The organism is Mesorhizobium sp. WSM4983 (assembly GCF_029625765.1).
Taxonomy (GTDB): Bacteria; Pseudomonadota; Alphaproteobacteria; order Rhizobiales; family Rhizobiaceae; genus Mesorhizobium.
This window is the reverse complement of the sequence record NZ_JARTVM010000009.1, coordinates 206828-224676: the sequence shown is the minus strand read 5'-3', so window position 1 is coordinate 224676 and position 17849 is coordinate 206828. Positions and strand designations below refer to the sequence as shown.

Here is a 17849-nt window from a genome sequence, read left to right as displayed (position 1 = left end):
GCGCTGCGATTCCGCTCTGCTCCTAGGAGGCAATTGCCCTGGGAGCTTCGACCTGTTTCATCAGATCGTCGTCCCAGCTTCCTTCAACCATGAAATGCGCGGTCGCGCCGAGCTCGACTGCCTCGATCAGGTTGTGATTGACGTAGGCGTAGACGCCCGGCTGCAGGAAGGTGTAGAGCGCGGCACCCGCCGACCCGCCGCGGATGAACCAGGTTTCCATGTCCTTGGCAGGCGGGTTGGCGAACTTGCCGCCTTCCCAGACAAAGTCGCCGTGACCGCCGATCAGGTGCGGACGTGTGTCGCGATTGGCTTGCGAGTGGACGATGAGGACAATTTCGCCAACTTTCGCCTTCATGGCGTTTTCGCCTGTCAGCGACCCAGCCTTGCCGTTGAACACGACATGCGTCGGGATCAGGCCGCGCATGACCTTCATCGTCTCGTCGTAACCCTCGCCGGCCGACTCGTACCTCTTGAACTTTCCCTGCTCGTCGCGCGGGATGTAGAAGTCGTTTTCACCGATATAGTAGATGCGGTCATAGCGGACCGGCTCGCCCCTATCGTCCTTCAGTCCGTCGCGCGGCAGGATCATCACCGCTCCGCTCATTCCCGACACAACGTGCCAGGGTATCATCGCTCCGCCGGGCGCGCAGTGATAGACGAACGTTCCCGTGCGTGTTGCCTTGAAGCGTAGCGTGACCTGCTCGCCCGGGTTGATCAGTGTAAGTTCGCCGCCGCCGAGCGCGCCGGTTGCCGCATGGAAGTCGATGTTGTGAGCGAGACTGTTAGTATCGGGATTGATCAGTGTGAGCTCGAGATAATCGCCCTCGTGCACGACCATGAGAGGCCCCGGAATAGATCCGTTATAGGTCATGGCGTTGAGCTGCGTGCCGTCAGCATCGATGACGATCGGCTTTTCTTCGATGGTCATGGTGAACTGGACGACTTTGGGACCTCCCTTAGCCACCTGATCGTGCGGATGCACCAAAGGCGGCGCGACCAGGGTCACCTTCTCGCGCGGCAATCCGGCGACATCCTGTGCCTTGGCGCCGGCCATGACCGGCGTCGCGCCGACGGCAGCGACGGCTGCTGCGGTAACAACAGAACCTAACAAAGCTTCGCGTCTCGTAAGCATTTCAGTCTCCCTTTGGTTTCGACCATTCGAATGCCGTCAGGATAGCGGTTGCGACGGGTCTGTCTTTGCGCTGGCGCAAATCCGATGCTGCTAAATTGATTTCTTTTTGAGAGGCTTGAGGGGTTCGAGAGCGGTCAGCGGGGGCATGATTGCGCGACGAAATCAACCCGCGCGCCGACGCTGCGCCGATGCAGCAGCCGGCACAAAAAGGCCGGACAGACCTCTCCCCAGGTCCGCCCGGCCGGTGCCTTCGGCCCCCCATTGCCGAAGACAGTCTCAAATGGCGGTCACATCAATTGGAGGCGACCTTGCTCGCCTCGGCGAGCAGTTCGGCAAAAACAGTCTTGGCCTTGCCGACCTGCTTGACCGCCTCCGCCGCAGAGAGGTTGACCGGCTTGCCGACGACGATCAGCGCAACCATGCCCATGCCGTAGTGGGGAGCGCATTTCACGCCGTAGACACCTTCCTGGGTCAGGGCCACGTCCACTTCCTCATTGAACTTTCCTTTGAAAGGCAGTGCGCCGTCCGGGATCATGTCCTTGATGCTTTCGGCGTTGTGAGACTTGTCCGTCGGGACGAACTTGATCGTATCGCCCGGTGCTGCCCGGACAAAGGCGGGCTGGAAGACCATCGAGCCCTTCTCGCCCTTGTTCAGCATCTGCACGACATGTTCTTCTGCATTTGCGGCGCCGGTAACTGAAAGCAAGGCGATCGCCGCGGCAATCAGGGGGAGTTTCATTGGAGAGTTCCTTTCTTTTATTTCACCACGGCACTAACCGTGCCGTCTTTGTAGTTCATGAGACGACCCGGCGATTTGCGCTGGCGCAAATTGCTCGACGAAAATGACGGCGATCCGGGGTGGAAATTGGAGATTTTTGGCATTGCCCGGCGAGCTTCAGTTCTCGCGGCGTGCCCCAAGACGCGGCCGCACCAGCATGCCACCGAACAGAACCGCATAGCCGGCGAAGGCGGCCACCCAGAACGCGGCCGAGACATGAAGGAGGACTGCGAAGGAAGGAGCCATGCTGGCGGCCACGCGCAGGATAGCAGCAATGACGATCGCCGCGAAAACCGCGCAGGTTCCGCCGCTGGCCCTCAATTCACGGCCGGTATGGCCGAAGGTGGCGCGGGTCATGACGGCAAGCGTCATGCAGGCGATCGCTCCCACCGCCAGCGCGTGTATCCCTGCCGCCATGGGGACCGTCTGCGGGGCAAAAGCAGACAGCCCGGCAAGCAGAAGCCCAACGGGCACAAAGCTGAACGCGACATGCAGGATCACCACCAAGGGATCGGACAGTGTTCGGTTGCCCGCCCAGCGGGCGAGCCGGACGGCATTCAAAACCGCGCCGGTGACCAGCAGAACGCCGGTTGCTGTGGCGTCGAGAAAAATGGTCCATGCCGCAAGCCCGGCCGCAGAAAGGGCGATGGTGCCGATATCGAATCTGCCGAACGATACTGGCAGCCTGCCGGGCTTCTCGCGAACGAGCCAATTGCGGGTGAAGCTCGGAATGATACGGCCGCCAATGATCATGACGAGGATGACCACCGCGCCCAGACCGAGACGACGGCTCGCGTCGGAAACCCCGTCGTAGTGAGCTTCGACATGAAACATGCCATTTGCCGCCACAAGGGTCGCAACCGGCAGTAGCACCTTGAGGTTCCGCCAGTTTCGACCGACGATGATTTCCGTGGCGGCTGCAACGACCACGGCAAGAAGGAAGGAGCAATCCACGACCGCGGCCAGGAGCCAGCCGGTCTCCTGCGAGAAGAACACGGCAAGCCGGCCCAGGATCCAGAGCGATACCAGCACCAGCAAACGAAAGCCCTGGACGGGCAGCCGTCCGGTCCAGTTCGGAATCGCGGTGAGCAGGAACCCTGTAACAACAGCCGTTAGATAGCCAAACAGCAGTTCATGAATGTGCCAATCGATAGCCACGAACAGGCTCAGCGTTGCGAGCTTGCCGTAGTAGAGAGGCAGCCACAAAAGCATGGCGACGCCGGCTTGCAGCGAGCCGAGCAGAAAGAAGGGCCGGAAACCGTAGGAGAGAATTGCAGGATAAGCGCTTGGCAGCTGCGTCCGCGGAATTGCCATCATATGCCTCTCTGGAAAGCGGGCAGGGTGCCCAGCTTAATTTTTTATCCTGTGTGCGACGGATGAAGTTTGCTCCAGCGCAACCAAGGCTTGGTTCGCGGCGTCGAACAGGAGGTGTCACCTTGTGGATGGACCGTCGTCCGTGACACAGTCTTCCGGATGCGGGGGCGCTTGGATTGGCGAAGCCGGGGAGGACGGTGCAGTTGGCAAATCTCGACCGATCGCTGATTGCGGGACTGGGTGTCTTCGAGGGTACGACTGCCGCGGATCTCGACCGGATAATCGGGCAGGCAAGGTCTATGCGAATTGCCCGGGACCAGACGGTTTTCGAGCAGGAGCAGGATGCGCATTCCTTCTTCCTGCTGCTCGACGGCCATGTGCGCGTCGTGAAATCCACCCCGGACGGGCATGAAGTTACCGTGCGGTACATCAGCCCGGGTGAGTTGATGGGCATCGCCAGCGCGCTGGGCCGGACCACCTATCCGGCAAACGCTATCGCCGCCGTCGACTGCGTGGTGCTCGCCTGGCCAAGTCAGCTCTGGCCAGCATTCGCGACGAGTTTTCCGAATTTCAGTGCCAATACCTACAAGACCGTGGGCAGCAGGCTGCAGGACGCCCATACGCGCGTCATCGAAATGGCCACCGAGCAGGTGGAGCAGCGCGTCGCGCACGCGCTGCTCAAGCTCATCAAGCAATCGGGAAGGAAGACCAACGAAGGGCTCATGATCGATTTTCCGCTTTCCCGTCAGGATATTGCAGAAATGACAGGCACCACCCTCCACACCGTGAGCCGGCTGCTTTCGGCCTGGGAAGACCAGGGCCTGGTCAAGAGTGGACGCCAGAGGGTGGTCGTGGTCGAACCCCATAAACTGCTTTTGGTCGCCGAAGGTCGCACGGCGAAAGGCTAGTCTAGTCCGGATTATCCAGGTCCATGGCCGCCTCCAGATCGCGACGGAGCCGGTCCTCGTCCAGATCGTGCTCGCGTGCCGCATCCGAAATGGTGTGAAAGGAAGCGATCGGGCAGCCGACGCAGAGCATGCGGTGCTGAAGCACGACACGGATCGCCGCCGGCGTGCCACGCATGATCCCGTCCATTGTCGCATCGTCGTCGAGTTTGCGTTTCATGCCGCTCTCCACTTAGGAGGCGGGCATGTTGCATCCTATTCCCGGGATGCTCGTTGCGCTGAGACAAAGAGCGCGCGGTTCGATGCCGTCCCCTTCACATTCGAACAGTGCACATCGTCGAGCGTGTCAGGAACCGCTTCTCGCGTCCGTTGTCGAGCGAGAACATACCGCCACGGCCAGGCACGACGTCGATAATGAGATCGGTATGCTTCCAGGCCTCGAATTGCGATGCCCCGATATAGAACGGCATCTCGGCGATGTAGCCGAGCAGCACATCCTGCTCGCCCACGATGAACCCGCCGCGCGGGTAGCACATGGGTGATGAGCCGTCGCAGCAGCCGCCGGATTGATGGAACAGCACCGGGCCATGCTCGGCAACAATTTGGGCGACAAGCTCGAGGGCAGCCGGCGTTGCCGTGACCTTCGCTTGCATGGACTTTCCCCATCCTTCACTTGTAGGCGCGGCTTCCTTCGAACCCGCGCCTATGAGCAAGAGCGGCGTTCAGAAGAACCCGAGCTTCTTCGGGCTGTAGCTCACCAGCATGTTCTTGGTCTGCTGGTAGTGATCGAGCATCATCTTGTGTGTCTCACGGCCGATGCCGGACTGCTTGTAGCCGCCGAACGCCGCATGCGCGGGATAGGCGTGATAGCAGTTCGTCCAGACGCGCCCGGCCTGGATAGCGCGACCGAACCGGTATGCGCGGTTTCCGTCACGCGTCCAAACACCCGCGCCAAGGCCGTAAAGCGTATCGTTGGCGATGCCGAGCGCTTCGTCATCGTCCTTGAAGGTCGTCACTGAAACCACCGGCCCGAAGATCTCCTCCTGGAAGATGCGCATCTTGTTGTGCCCCTTGAACACGGTGGGCTTGACGTAGTAGCCGCCCGCCAGATCGCCGGGCAGAAGATTGCGGGCCCCGCCTGTAAGCACCTCCGCTCCTTCCTGGCGGCCGATGTCGATATAGGACAGGATCTTTTCCAACTGCTCCGACGAAGCCTGCGCCCCGATCATCGTTGCCGGATCGAGCGGATCGCCCTGCACGATGGCCTCGACCCGCTTGAGGACACGTTCCATGAAGATGTCGTAGATTGACTCCTGGATTAGGGCGCGGCTTGGGCAGGTGCAGACCTCCCCCTGGTTCAGCGCGAACATGACGAAACCTTCGACCGCCTTGTCGAAGAAGTCGTCGTCTTCGGCAACGACGTCCTTGAAGAAGATGTTCGGCGACTTACCGCCCAGCTCCAGTGTGACAGGGATCAGATTCTGGCTGGCATATTGCATGATCAGCCGGCCTGTCGTGGTCTCGCCGGTAAAGGCAATCTTGGCGATCCGCGGCGAGGAGGCGAGCGGCTTGCCGGCCTCAAGGCCAAAGCCGTTGACGATGTTGAGCACCCCCGGCGGCAACAGGTCTGCGACAAGATCGGCCCACAGCATGATCGCGGCAGGTGTCTGCTCGGCAGGCTTGAGCACGACGCAGTTTCCGGCCGCAAGCGCGGGAGCAAGCTTCCAGCACGCCATAAGCAGCGGGAAGTTCCACGGGATGATCTGGCCGACCACACCGAGCGGCTCATGGAAATGATAGGCCACGGTGTCGTCATCGATCTGGGAAAGGCTGCCTTCCTGGCCGCGCACGGCACCGGCGAAATAACGGAAATGATCGATCGCCAAAGGCAGGTCGGCCGCGGTCGTTTCACGGATCGGCTTGCCATTGTCCCAGGTTTCGGCGCATGCGAGCAGCTCGAGGTTTTCCTCCATGCGATCGGCGATTCGGTTGAGGATAAGCGAGCGCTCCGCGACGCTGGTGCGCCCCCAAGCATCCTTCGCGGCATGGGCGGCGTCCAATGCCGCCTCAATGTCCTGGGCGTCCGAACGCGCCACTTCGCACAGCAACTGACCGTTGACGGGTGAGTAGTTCTCGAAGTAGCGGCCGGAATGCGGCTCAGACCATTTGCCGTCGATGAAATTGCCATAACGTGCGTCGAACGGCAGCTTGACCGAACGCGAGAACTCAATTTTGTTCATGTGTCTTCCTCCCAAGGCTGACGTCGCGGGATGCGACGCTTCGAAGAGAAAGACTTGCGGTTTCCTCCGCTGTTGTCACCGCGCCGAACGCAGTTCCTGGGCAGGATGTGGCGCAAAATTGCGACACTTATGCGCGGACTCTGTCGATCAGTGAGGCCTGTGGAGGTCGAGGCGGTTGAGCTTCCGGTGAAGCGTCGCGCGGCTGATGCCAAGCGCCTGGGCCGCGGCCGAGACGTTTCCGTCTGCCCGGGCCAGCGCACGTTGCAGGACGCCGCGCTCCGCCTCCGCGAGGCATTCAGGGCCTTGCTCCGCCCAACCAAGCAGATCGGCCGCGGGCATAGGCTTGTCGAGACACTTTTGGGTAATTCCAAGCGCCAGGCGAGCCGACCGGGTAGCGCCGACAACGAAGTCGTCCCCATCGACGGCAATCAGCGCGCCTGAGCCTTTATCGGCGACTGGCGCCAGCAGAATCCGCGCCTTAGGGAAAGCAATCTTGAAATTCTCCGCTTCGATCCGGCGCGCCGCTTCGACCACCGCGACCGAGATTATATTCGCGAACGCCTCGGTAAGATCGGCCCGGCAGGAAGACACGTCGAGCGCGGCCACAAGATCACCCTGGTGATCGTAGATGGGGGCGGTTGTGCAACTCAGCCCCGTGTTGCGCGTATGAAAATGCTGATCGCGATGGATCGTCAGCGCTCGCTGCTCAACCAGGCAAGTGCCGATGCCGTTGGTGCCTTGGCTCTCTTCGTTCCAGACAGAACCGGTCCACAAACCCCAGGAATGAAAAGTGTCGTCATCCGCCGAAGCGCCACGCCGTTCGACCGGCACGCCTTCGCGGTCAGCCAGGAGCACGCAGCATCCTACGCCACCCACAGCAAGATAGAGCCGGTCGAGACTGGGCTGGGCAGCCCGGATGAGCGGTTCGACCCGTTGGCGAGCGCGTCCCAGTTCCAGCTCCGTCAGGTAACGAGCCGGGCTGCGGTCGGCTGGATCGAGCCGATGCAAATTGGAAGATCGTCGCCAGGAGGCGACCAGCGCGGACGTTGCCGCCGCGTCCGAGGCGATCGCGGCCTGAATTCTGTCCGCATGCTGACCGGTCAAATCCTCGTCCTCCCAGAGTTTGCCCCGCCTCTCGACTTTCTCAACCGGTCCGGTTGAGGGCTGCGCCGTTTGGATGCAATTTCTGATGCAATCAGCGCCCCAGTCAATCCGACAGAAGGAGCAGGCAAACGCGAGATGGGTGTTTATTGGCGCGCGAGGCCGCTGTTTGGCCGGGCGTCATCGAGACGGTTTCAACCGGACCGGCCGGGAAGTGGTCGACACCCAGAGTTCGCAAGTCGCTTTCATTGTCGTCCAGAGTAATGCGCGGGGGCGACTGGCCGCATGGCATCAATCACCCATCGCAAGCAGCGTATCCCACTTGAGGATTTCGACGCTGCGCAGGCTGAGCAGCCGGATCACGCGTTTCTCCTTCAGGCGGGTGAAGACGCGCGAGACGGTTTCGATCGTGAGGCCGAGATAGTCGCCGATATCGATCCGCGACATCGGCAATTCCACCTGCCTGAACTCGCCCTGGCGCTCCGAAATCTCGACCAGGAATGCAGCAACTCGCTCGATGGCGTTCTGACGGCCAAGCACGAGAAGGTGCTCTTGCGCACGGGTAAGGCTCTTGAGAGCCAGTGGTAGGAGCTGGCGGGACATGTCCATGCCCGAAGGAGTGCGAAAGACCCGCACGCCGGTTGCGTTGATGGCTTCGGCGAAAAAGTGGTGAGTGGAGTCGGCCTCGAAGCCGAAAGTCTCTCCCGCCATGTGGAAGGCGCTGATCTGTCTGCGACCGTCGGCGAGCAGGCGGTAAACTCGGACCGCGCCGAATTCAACTTGGTAAAGAGCGCCCGCCTTTTCGCCTTGTGCGTAGATCTCGGCGCCCGCCGGGAAGAAGCTAACCGGCTGCATTGTCGCCCCGTCAAAGACGGGTGCCGGGCTCTGACGAGGAACATATGACGAGAGTTCGTTCTTGGCGGAAGCTTGAGCGTACATGGCTGTGGTCCCGGTGAATTTGTGACAACAGTAATCGCGCAAAGCCGGCCAGGCCGAAATTCGGTTATCTCCCTACGGGAAACTACTTAGCGGCTCGGCCGAGCCAACCCCCGCGGGGCGCGTCCCTTGTTCCAAGCGTCGGGGAACTATGGCTTCGGTCGTCATGTCCGACCGCAGCCTGTCAAGAGCAGGCTCTCCCGATAAAAGCGGGTGCCGGATCAGTTCGCCGCTCTTCACCGGCTACACTATAGATGGTGGCTTCGCCAGCCATGTCGTTGCCGACGAGCATTTCGCTTTCGAGCTCGATGGCACTGCCGATCCGGTGTCACTGGCGCCGCTCCTGTCCGCAGGGCTGATCGGCTGGCACCGGCCAGCGACTGGGCATCTATGGCTTCGGTGGCGCCGCGCATATCATCACGCAGGTTGAGATCTGGCAGGGACGTGAGGTCTTTTGCCTTCACGCGGCCGGGCGATATTCGGGCCCAGCAATTCGCGCGCTCGTTGGGCGTTGTCTGGGCAGGCGCGTCCGATGAATTGCCCGCCGTCGAGCTTGACGCCGCGATCATTTTCGCACCGGTCGGCGCGCTTGCACCCGCGGCGCTGCGGGCTGTGCTCAAAGGCGGCCGCGTGGTCTGCGGCTGCTTCCGCATGAGCGACATTCCATCGATGCCCTATAAACTTCTTTGGGAAGAAAGGGAGCTGGTATCGGTCGCGAACCTGACCCGCCGCGACGCGGAGACGTTCTTCGCGATCGCGCGGCGCGCCCAGGTGCGCACGCAGACAAAGGTCTATCCGCTGGAGCAGGCCAACCAGGCGCTGGACGATTTACGGATGGGCAGGCTGAACGGCGCCGCTGTCCTGTGGCCATGATGGGCCGGCTGACTAGGCCGCGCGCTCGCCAAGCCGTTGCATCTGCTTGAGCCCTTTTCGCTTCGCTGGCGTTCGCGACCATGCCGAACAAGGTCTCGCGCACCTGCCTTATACCGACGAAGTTGAGGATGCCGCGCCGCATGCCGGCAATCCCGTGGCTCAGGAACCAGATCCGGTAGATCGGTGTGGGCATGCCCATCGTCACGACCAAGCGCGCGGAGCGGCCGCGCAGCAAGGATTTTGCGAAACCCTCATCCTTTTCCGGGTAGGCGAATGCCGTGCCCGGCCGCATGATTTGCTCCAGGAATGCTTTGAGCATGGCTGGCATGGTGCCCAGCCAAAGCGGGAAGACAAAGACGACATGCTCTGCCCACGCGACTGCCTCCGCCGGTTCCTTAAGGGTTGTCTGGGATGGTTCCGTGCTCGAACTCCTGCATTGTCCGAAGCATCGGAAACGCCAGCAAAGCCAGGTCGATCTTGCGCACGGCATGGCCGGCTCCTTCCGCGCCTTCGGCATATGCCGAAGCCAAGGCCCGGCAGAGCCGGTCAGGCGACGGGTCCGGATGGCCGATGACAATGAGTATGCGGCGTGGCATGGCCTGGCCAGCTTCCCAGAGAATCCCTACGGTTGCTCGACGCGAGCGACCTGATAGGTGTGCAAGGCTCCGTTGCGGTTTATGGAAACATACTCACCGGTAACGAAGCGCTCCTCTCCGAAGTGAAAGCCGACCTCGTCGTCGCGGTCGCCCTCGGCGTAGTCGAAATACCATTGGCCACCCGGCTTGCGACGCAAGCGGCCGACAAGATCGTCTTCGCCGGTCCGGAAGTGGCGGACACGGCAGACCGTCCGGTGCGACTTCCATTCCTCTGCGTCCAGCCGTCCTTCGTCGGTGAGTGGCGCCAGCACGTCGTAGCCTTCTTCGCGGTCGCCTTCCGGTTGACCCTTCTCGCGAGCGAGAAGCAGGCGGATGTTTTTGAATTTCGGGGTGAGGTCGTGCAAAGTGGTCATGGCAAACTCCTTCGAGGCCATTCCTACCGCAGCGGCCGGAGGGGACTTTGATCAGGGTCAAATAGTCCTGGTTCGACGGAAGGTTCAGTTTTTGCCAGTCGGCATATTCCCGCGAGCCCAGCTGACGATCTGGCTGGTGCTCATCGCCCCCGAGATGCGCCCGATTTCCTGCTGGCGATGAAACAGGATCATGGTTGGATGCCGCGAATGCCCAGCCTCGCAGCGAGGGCCTGTTCTTTGTCGGAATTCAGCCTGACCAGCCGAAAGTGGGAGCCGGGAGCCATCATCTTGCACGCACCATGGAGCCCAGACGTCGACGAGGACGGGCAGGCTGCCGCGTCCAATCTGACGATCAAAGTTCAGCGCGTCGATATCCTGTGGGGATCCCGAAAACAGTGGGCGCCAAACTTGCCGCATTGCGCGTCGGCGCCATTTCGGTTGGGCGGCAGGCGGTTAACCACGCCGCATTTGGTGCAAACCACCAGCTGCGTCATGACCGCTCAATTCTCCAATCTCAATCGTGTTCGGAGCGCCCGTCGCCAAGCGCACGCAGTGCATTGAGGATGACGGCGACGTCTATGCCCTCCTGAAGTAGCGCTCCCGCCACTGGCGTTATGTGCCCCATGGCGGCAGAGATCATTGCCGCGCCCGAGAGTGACAGGCCGACGATAATGCTCTGCAGGGCGATTCTGCGCGTACGTCTGGCGATCCGCAACGCCTCCGCGACAGGCTGCAGTCGGTCGGTCAGTACGACAACATCGGCCGCCTCCGATGAAGCTGTTCCGCCGCGAGCTCCCATCGCAATCCCTACGCTCGCAGCGGCAAGGGCAGGGGCATCGTTGATGCCATCGCCCACCATCATTGTCGGCGCCGTCGCTTTCTCGGCCTTGACGGCTTCGACCTTGGCTGCCGGTATCGCATCGGCAATCACGGCATCAAGATCGAGCAAATCTGATACCCTCTCGGCCGCTGCACCGTCATCTCCGGTGAGCATGAGTATCCGGCTTACGCCAGCCGAGCGCAAAGCTCCGACGGTGTCGCGTGCATCCTGTCGTATCGGATCTCCAAAAGTGAAGATGCCGGCGAGCGTTCCGTCGAAAGCCAGAAATACCCTGAGCACCGGCGCATCGCGGTGTCGTTCTTCACCACCTTCCGCCCACTGAGGCAGCGGCCTGTCACCGAGGACGAGCGGCCTCGACCCTGCCTCGACCGAAACTCGGTCTACCTTACCCTTAAGGCCTTCTCCTCGATATTCGCGGACAGCATGAGGCTGGGACAGCGCCAGGTTTCTATGGTGAGCGATGCGGATAATTGAATCCGCAAGCACATGATGCGAAGCCTGTTCAAGCGAGGCCAGCAGCCGCAGCGATTCGTCGACTTCCTGGCCCGGGGCGACATCGATCTCGATCAGTTCGGCGCCGCCGAGAGTCAAGGTCCCCGTCTTGTCGAAGATCGCGGTGCGTATCCCGGCGAGTGCCTCCAGCGCCATGCCGCCTTTCATTAGAATGCCGGCGCGTGCCGCGCGTGAAACGCCTCCGATGAACGCAACAGGCGCGGCGAGGATCAGCGGACAAGGTGTTGCGACCACCAGGACGGCCAGTGCTCGGACCGGGTCACCCGAAAGATGCCAGGCGATACCTGCGACCAGGAACGTGAGAGGAAGGAGCAGCAGGGCGAACCTGTCCGCCATGCGTATGAAAGGCGTCTTGGCGGTCTGCGCGGCAGCGACCATGCGCACGATCGCGGTATAGGTGCTCTCGTCGGCGATAGCCGAGGCGCGCATGACAAAGGCTTCGCCGGCGTTGACGGTGCCGCTGCGCAGGGTGTCGCCTGTGCTTCGCCGCTCCGGCAGGGGTTCTCCGGTAACAGTCGACTCATCGAGTAGGGCCGAAGCGTCGATCAAGATGCCGTCGACGGGCAGCAATTCGCCTGCGCGCACCAAAAGCTCGTCGCCGACCGTTACCTGACTGACCGGGATGGTCTCGGCGCCGCTCCCGGACTTTCGATGCGCCACACGCGGTGCGCGGTCAGTCAGGGCCCTGAGGTTGCGCTCCGCGCGGCCGCGTGCCAGATCTTCCAGCACAGTGCCACCGGCATACATGATGGCGACAACCACCGCCGCCAATGTCTGGCCAAGCAGCAGTGCCGCCGACATCGAAACAACAGCGATCGCATCGACACCGATCCGGCCGATCCAGAAATCCCGCAGGATCGAGATGGCCAGTGTCACAACAACAGGCAGGGTCGCCGCCGTCCAGATTGTATTGGGCGAGAGGGGGCCGATACCGCTTCGCCAAACACCTAGTCCAAGCACAAGGCCTAGGATGGCAGTAGTCAGCAAGACACGCCGCAGCACGAGCTCGTTCATGGCAATTGCTATCAAAGCTAGCCGATCATTTCCTGCACCGTCCAGCTTGACCTTCATCGTGTGCTGGACATCGATCCTTGGCAGGATACCGAAGCCCTTGCCGGAGCTTCCTGGTTACATGTTCGATTGCCGCGGCGAACGGCATCTCGAGGCTTTTTGCTGAGATAGTAGCTCATCAGGTTCTCCATCGCGGTGATCTTTGCCGGAAGTGACAGCTTCGCTTTAGGCCACGGGTTCGGCCGATGCTTTGATTCAGCGCAATGAATGCTCGGCGCCTTCGGTGAATGTGGCGGGCAGGAGTCTTCCGCGATGACAATCCGAAATCTTGAGTACTCGGTCTCACCGAAATCCGTGGCTGTCGTCGGCGCGACCGGCTGACGGGGTCGTGGAAGCCGTCCTGCATAGGGCGGGAGTGCTTCGCGGAAAACCGCCGAGCTGTTCGACGCCGCCGAAACGATCGCGCGCTACCCCAAGTTTGAACGTGGCCGCGTCGGCATCATCACCAATGGCGGCGGCCCCGGCATTCTTGCCGTCGAAAAGCTAGTCGAAGGAGGAGGCGAGCTGGCTGAACTTGCGCCGTCGGCGATCGAGCGGCTCAGTCATGTGCTGCCACCGACATGGTCGCATGCAAACCCGGTCGATATCGTCGGTGACGCGGCGCCGGAGGCGCGTCCTGTCGGGTCGGTCCCGACGCAAAGAGCCCGCGCGCGGAGGAGGTGGGGCTCTCCTGCTAACCAAAGTCCCCCAGCCCTCGCGACAGGCCGGGTCCGCTTTCCTTGCGCAGCCTGCATCACCGGGCAAGGGGTGATGACGGACGGCGGTTCAGGACGCTCTCGTCATCAAGCGCGTAAGGGCACCGGCAGGTAGGCATTGGCCATCAGCGATTCCCCAACGATCGTTCTGACGAGCTCCGCCTTGGATAGGCCCATTTCCGCAGCCAGGCCTGCCAACGCTTCCTCGACCTTCGGATCCAGGAGAGCCCCGTCACATTCCTCAGCATCATGGCGGCCCTGCGGAGCATCACCTGAAGGTCGGCTCTCGAGATCTCTGCAATCTGGTCGGCTGCAACTTCCAGGTCGGTTGCTATCGTCTCACTTATCATAATGTGCCTCCGCTACAGGTAGCGTTCCCCCTCACCACGGTGCTGAAAGCAAAACCAGTGGGATGGCTGCCTCGGGCGAGCAAAGCCACAGCCCGCATCTTTCCCACAACCCTCGCGCTCGCAGGCGTGGCCGACCGGCCCGCGCTCACACGTCTGGGCGATTTCGCCGGGTCGTGTCGGCTCGTCGCTCATTCGGGCTCGAAGTATTCCAGGATGATCACATAGCCAGCGTCGACCTTCATGCGAGGGTCGTAGTCGGTCTCGTGATTGATTGATTCATGCTCCTGCTGCCAGATGACGTTCAGGACGCGGCCGCCATTGTCGGCGGCCTCGTTCAGCTTCATGTGCAGCACGGTTGGGTTATTCGGGCACGTCTCGACGGCATAGCGCAGCGGCATGTGCATCTCCCCTCAGCTGCAAAAAGATTCCACAGACCGCCTTGACGATCAAGGAATTTGTTCCCTTTTTGTTCTTATAGCGCATGAGATGATCTACACGCGGGACCGGCACAATATGCTTTTGAAGGTGGAGTGCGCCTGCGGAAAATGTGCGCTACTGCCGCTCGGCTGACCTGATGATGGTCTATGGCGGCGGCGCCAACCCCTTCCGCCTGAGTTCGACTGCAGCCGCTGCAAGCCCGACATCAAGGTCACTCTCGTCGAAGTCCATCCCGAACACCTGCCCAGGAAGCTTGTCATTCACAAGCCGATGAAGGTCGACGGCAAGATCGTCTGGCACACGGAAAGGTTCCGGCCATGAGCAGCGCTGGTGTGTCGTCGCTCAACAAGAAGACGACCGCCGAGCGGGGCGGGGGACCAGGGTGTGTCGACGGTCGTCGGAGGACAAGGGGCCATATGATCAGCAAACAGCGTTGCGATAGGCCCTGGCTCATTGTGGCGTAGATCACCCCCATCCACATTTACATTTGTTATTCCCTCCGAGCCGGACTCTCGACAAGGTCGTTCACAGGTACGCCTTGCATCGGCGCGCCACAAATCGGGGGCGGCCAATCCTCGAAACCGCATGCATTCGCCACGGGGACAGGGCAACGACGCGCGCGAAGGCCTTCGCAGGTAGTGGCTCTATTCCAATTCGCATCCAAACTGGCAACGATCCGGCAACAAAAACGGTGTAGCTCTCGGCCGACCGGTGTAGGCTGGAGCACGTGTCGAGCCCGTTTGGAACCACATTGGCAACATCGGGCCAAAACGGCGCAGGGTGTGAAAGGGGGCCGCTACGCCTTGCAATTCAAGGCGTCTGCGGTTATTCAGACGCCCGTTGCTGCGGTAGCTCAGTGGTAGAGCACTCCCTTGGTAAGGGAGAGGTCGAGAGTTCAATCCTCTCTCGCAGCACCAGCCTATCCCCTTGATTGGGAAGAGTTATCTGACTTTCTGGTTTTTTCGCCGCCTGTCTGGCGTACAGGGGTGGTGTTAGCTCGAGACTGTCTGGACCCTGGGCGATGCAAGACGACCGGCGTCTGTTACCTTCGACAACGCGCCCCCCCAATTTGAAGATTTTCCGCTGGACGGTCGCTCGGTATTCCCGTGGCGAAACCACAAGAACGGTTAAAACCGGGGCAACCGTCAGGTCAGCCTCGATACAGAAGGCCCCCAAGAGGCCAAGAAGCGCCATCCATCACGCTCAGCACTTGAGAGGCGCGGACGTGCGGAATACATCTTGACCTTCTCACACGTCAGCTCGTTGAAGGAGGAGACCGGTATTGCCCCTATGCCTGCCGATCATGCGCCACCTGAAATCCCCTGACCTGTTCGGCGCAATCGACCGGGTGCCGGCGCTTGGCACGCCGGTTGGCAGGAGCACGTTCGAGGTCTTCAATCCATCGACGGGCGAATTGCTGGCGGAACTTCCCGACATGGGGATTGCGGAGACGCGCGCGGCGATCGACAAGGCCTGTGCCGCACAGGCCGAATGGGCGGGGCTGACGGCCCGGGAGCGCAGCGAAATGCTGTGGCAGTGGCATCAACTGATCGTCACCCACACCGACGATCTCGCGGCGATCCTCACCGCGGAGATGGGCAAGCCGCTCGCCGAAGCCAGATCGGAAGTCTCGCATGCGGCGGCGTATCTGCAGTGGTATGCCGAGGAGGCCAATCGCATCTATGGCGAGACGATCTCGGCACCGTCGACGGACCGCCGCATGCTGGTGATCAAGCAGCCGATCGGCGTCGTCGGCACGATCACACCATGGAACTTTCCCGCATCGATGGTGGCGCGCAAGATCTCGCCGGCGCTGGCGGCAGGCTGTGCCATTGTGCTTAAGCCTGCCGAACAGACGCCGCTTGTCGCAGGCGCCATGTTCGCGCTCGCCGCCGAGGCCGGCTTTCCCGATGGTGTCGTAAATCTCATCTATGCTTCGGAGGGTGCCGCGGTGGGGCGCGAGCTCTGCCACAATCCCAAAGTGCGCAAGATCAGTTTTACCGGCTCGACCGAGGTCGGACGCCTGCTCATGCGCCAGTGCTCGGACCAGATCAAGAAGGTCAGTCTCGAGCTCGGCGGCAATGCGCCTTTCATCGTCTTCGACGACGCCGACATCGATGCCGCCGTGGATGGGGCGGTGCAGGCGAAGTTCCGCAATGCCGGCCAGACCTGCGTTTCGGCGAACCGACTTTACGTCCAGTCGGACGTTCACGATGAGTTCGTCGACAAATTCGTCCGTCGCGTCGGCGAGCTTCAGGTCGGTGACGGTTTCGATCCCGGCGTCGCCATCGGCCCGCTGATCGACAGCCGGGCGCTCGCCAAGATCGAATCCCACATCGCCGATGCTGTGGCAAAGGGCGGCGCGATCCGGTGCGGCGGAGGCCGGATCGCCAAAGACGGCACGTTTTTCCAGCCGACGGTCCTTACCGACGTCTCCAGCGCGATGACGGTGGCGCAGGAGGAGACATTCGGGCCGTTGGCCCCCGTCATCCGTTTCGAGGATGCCGATCAGGTCGTGTGTGAGGCCAACGACACGATCTATGGCCTCGCCGCCTATTTCTATGCGTCCAACCTGAAGCGCGTCTGGCGCGTGGCGGAGGCCCTGGAATACGGCATGGTCGGCATCAACACCGGGCGCATGTCCTCGGAAGCGGCACCCTTCGGTGGCGTCAAGCAGTCCGGCATCGGACGGGAGGGGTCCCGCCACGGCCTCGAGGATTACCTTGAGATGAAATATCTCTGCATGGGCGGCATCTGAGACGCAGGGATTTGAACCGCAGCTCCCGCCAGGTTGTCGGCGGGGTTGGCCGCTGGTCGCGCCGCTCAGTTGTTGAAATGGGACAGGTGAAAGCCGGTCTCGTCCTGCAACTCGGACAATCCTTCCTCGGCCGAGCGGAACATGTCTTCGAAAGCCAATTCATGTTCGAAGACGACGCCGCCGACGCGGATGGCGAGCACGTCCTTGTCGCCTTTCGGCGCGAAATAGATCTGCCCGACCGCTTCCCGGACGCGCTTGCCGATCTCTTTGGCGTCTTCCTCGGTCGCGCCCGCGAGGAAAACACCGAACATCGCCGTTCCGATGCGGCCGATCAGATCCTCCTTGCGCACCGAGGACCTGATGGCGGTGGCGATCAGCCGCAAGGCTTCGTCGCCCCATTCGAGGCCGAAGCGCAGATTGATCGCCGATAGATGCTCCGGATGGATGACGAGAAAAGCGCCGGAGCGCGGCCCGGCCGGTCTGGCGGCTCGCCTGTCGACCATCGACGTGAACACGGCCCCGTTGAGGCAGCCGGTCAGATGGTCGTAGGTGCCGGATCTGGTGAGCTCCTGCCGGTAACGGCGGATCTCGACCTCTCTCCAGCCGAGTAAGGCAAAAAGCGGCAGACCGATGATAATGGGCAGAAGGGCGGCCGTGATGACGCTGCGGCCGAACGGCGTCAACGCGTCGCTGAGCAGCAACAGATAGTTGAGGCCGAGCGACAGGCCGACGCAGCCGGCGGTGCCCAGCAGGGTCAGCCAGACGACATGCTTCCAGGCCTCTGCCGGCGCGGTCTCGTTTTTTATACTCACTGGCCAATCTCCTGTTGGACGCATTGGCATAAAGGCGGTGTGTTACGATTTCCGTTTCAGCGTGGCCTACAATTTGAAGGAAA

Annotated in this window: 16 protein-coding genes, 1 tRNA gene and 3 pseudogenes; 5 read left to right on the top strand and 15 right to left on the bottom strand. The window is 61.7% G+C overall.

Going from position 1 to position 17849, the window contains the following annotated elements; genetic code table 11:
• Positions 1-22: 22 nt before the first annotated feature.
• The 3 genes from nirK to P9254_RS22610 form a co-directional block, all read right to left on the bottom strand.
• The gene (gene nirK / locus P9254_RS22620) at positions 23-1132 is read right to left on the bottom strand and encodes a copper-containing nitrite reductase (RefSeq protein ID WP_278055395.1); all 1110 of its coding nucleotides are present in this window, start codon (positions 1130-1132) and stop codon (positions 23-25) included.
• Positions 1133-1424: 292 nt separating this feature from the next.
• A complete protein-coding gene (locus P9254_RS22615) occupies positions 1425-1871 on the bottom strand; it encodes a pseudoazurin (protein ID WP_278055393.1) in 447 nt (148 codons plus the stop codon).
• Between the two features lie 156 nt (positions 1872-2027).
• On the bottom strand, positions 2028-3224 hold the full coding sequence (locus P9254_RS22610) for an NnrS family protein (protein ID WP_278055701.1): 1197 nt from the start codon (positions 3222-3224) through the stop codon (positions 2028-2030).
• A 203-nt stretch (positions 3225-3427) separates the two neighbouring features.
• Between P9254_RS22610 and P9254_RS22605 the strand changes: the two genes are divergently transcribed.
• On the top strand, positions 3428-4132 hold the full coding sequence (locus P9254_RS22605; RefSeq protein WP_278055392.1) for a Crp/Fnr family transcriptional regulator: 705 nt from the start codon (positions 3428-3430) through the stop codon (positions 4130-4132).
• A gap of 1 nt (position 4133) precedes the next feature.
• Here P9254_RS22605 and P9254_RS22600 read toward each other — a convergent pair whose 3' ends face one another.
• The 5 genes from P9254_RS22600 to P9254_RS22580 all read right to left on the bottom strand — a co-directional run bounded on the left by P9254_RS22600 (position 4134) and on the right by P9254_RS22580 (position 8409).
• Entirely contained in the window at positions 4134-4349 is a 216-nt protein-coding gene (locus tag P9254_RS22600) for a DUF1858 domain-containing protein (RefSeq protein WP_278055390.1), read from the bottom strand.
• A gap of 94 nt (positions 4350-4443) precedes the next feature.
• Entirely contained in the window at positions 4444-4782 is a 339-nt protein-coding gene (locus P9254_RS22595; protein ID WP_278055388.1) for a DUF779 domain-containing protein, read from the bottom strand.
• 69 nt (positions 4783-4851) lie between these two features.
• Positions 4852-6369 carry an aldehyde dehydrogenase gene (gene adh / locus P9254_RS22590; RefSeq protein ID WP_278055386.1) on the bottom strand — a complete coding sequence of 506 codons (1518 nt, stop codon included), beginning with the start codon at positions 6367-6369 and terminating at the stop codon, positions 4852-4854.
• 147 nt (positions 6370-6516) lie between these two features.
• A complete protein-coding gene (locus P9254_RS22585) occupies positions 6517-7473 on the bottom strand; it encodes a GAF domain-containing protein (RefSeq protein ID WP_278055385.1) in 957 nt (318 codons plus the stop codon).
• A 288-nt stretch (positions 7474-7761) separates the two neighbouring features.
• On the bottom strand, positions 7762-8409 hold the full coding sequence (locus tag P9254_RS22580; RefSeq protein ID WP_278055699.1) for a helix-turn-helix domain-containing protein: 648 nt from the start codon (positions 8407-8409) through the stop codon (positions 7762-7764).
• Positions 8410-8632: 223 nt separating this feature from the next.
• On the opposite strand from P9254_RS22580, the pseudogene P9254_RS22575 reads away from it, so the two are divergent.
• Positions 8633-9279 (top strand): annotated as a pseudogene (locus P9254_RS22575) (alcohol dehydrogenase); the annotation flags it as partial.
• Positions 9280-9328: 49 nt separating this feature from the next.
• On the opposite strand, the pseudogene P9254_RS22570 reads toward P9254_RS22575, so the two are convergent.
• The 4 genes and pseudogenes from P9254_RS22570 to P9254_RS22555 all read right to left on the bottom strand — a co-directional run.
• Positions 9329-9875 (bottom strand): annotated as a pseudogene (locus tag P9254_RS22570) (NAD(P)H-dependent oxidoreductase); the annotation flags it as partial.
• 26 nt (positions 9876-9901) lie between these two features.
• Positions 9902-10288 (bottom strand): hypothetical protein, encoded by a 387-nt coding sequence (locus P9254_RS22565; protein ID WP_278055384.1) that lies wholly within the window; start codon positions 10286-10288, stop codon positions 9902-9904.
• Positions 10289-10647: 359 nt separating this feature from the next.
• Positions 10648-10782, bottom strand: coding sequence for a hypothetical protein (locus P9254_RS29000; protein WP_336619665.1), 135 nt, complete (start codon positions 10780-10782; stop codon positions 10648-10650).
• Between the two features lie 20 nt (positions 10783-10802).
• Entirely contained in the window at positions 10803-12656 is a 1854-nt protein-coding gene (locus P9254_RS22555; RefSeq protein ID WP_278055697.1) for a heavy metal translocating P-type ATPase, read from the bottom strand.
• Positions 12657-13091: 435 nt separating this feature from the next.
• Here P9254_RS22555 and P9254_RS22550 point away from each other — a divergent pair, with 435 nt between their 5' ends.
• Positions 13092-13523: a hypothetical protein gene (locus tag P9254_RS22550; protein ID WP_336619669.1), complete on the top strand. Its 432-nt coding sequence runs from the start codon at positions 13092-13094 to the stop codon at positions 13521-13523.
• Here P9254_RS22550 and P9254_RS29130 read toward each other — a convergent pair.
• Positions 13496-13758: pseudogene (locus P9254_RS29130) on the bottom strand (hypothetical protein). The gene P9254_RS22550 and the pseudogene P9254_RS29130 overlap by 28 nt on opposite strands.
• A 188-nt stretch (positions 13759-13946) precedes the next feature.
• Entirely contained in the window at positions 13947-14156 is a 210-nt protein-coding gene (locus P9254_RS22540; protein ID WP_278055383.1) for a hypothetical protein, read from the bottom strand.
• 882 nt (positions 14157-15038) lie between these two features.
• On the opposite strand from P9254_RS22540, the gene P9254_RS22535 reads away from it, so the two are divergent.
• Together P9254_RS22535 and P9254_RS22530 are read left to right on the top strand one after the other, a co-directional pair.
• Positions 15039-15113, top strand: a tRNA-Thr gene (locus P9254_RS22535).
• A 386-nt stretch (positions 15114-15499) separates the two neighbouring features.
• Positions 15500-16954 (top strand): NAD-dependent succinate-semialdehyde dehydrogenase, encoded by a 1455-nt coding sequence (locus P9254_RS22530; protein ID WP_442920339.1) that lies wholly within the window; start codon positions 15500-15502, stop codon positions 16952-16954.
• A 65-nt stretch (positions 16955-17019) separates the two neighbouring features.
• Here P9254_RS22530 and P9254_RS22525 read toward each other — a convergent pair whose 3' ends face one another.
• Positions 17020-17766, bottom strand: a complete 747-nt coding sequence (locus P9254_RS22525) for a GGDEF domain-containing protein (protein WP_278055381.1) — start codon at positions 17764-17766, stop codon at positions 17020-17022.
• Between the last annotated feature and the right edge of the window lie 83 nt (positions 17767-17849).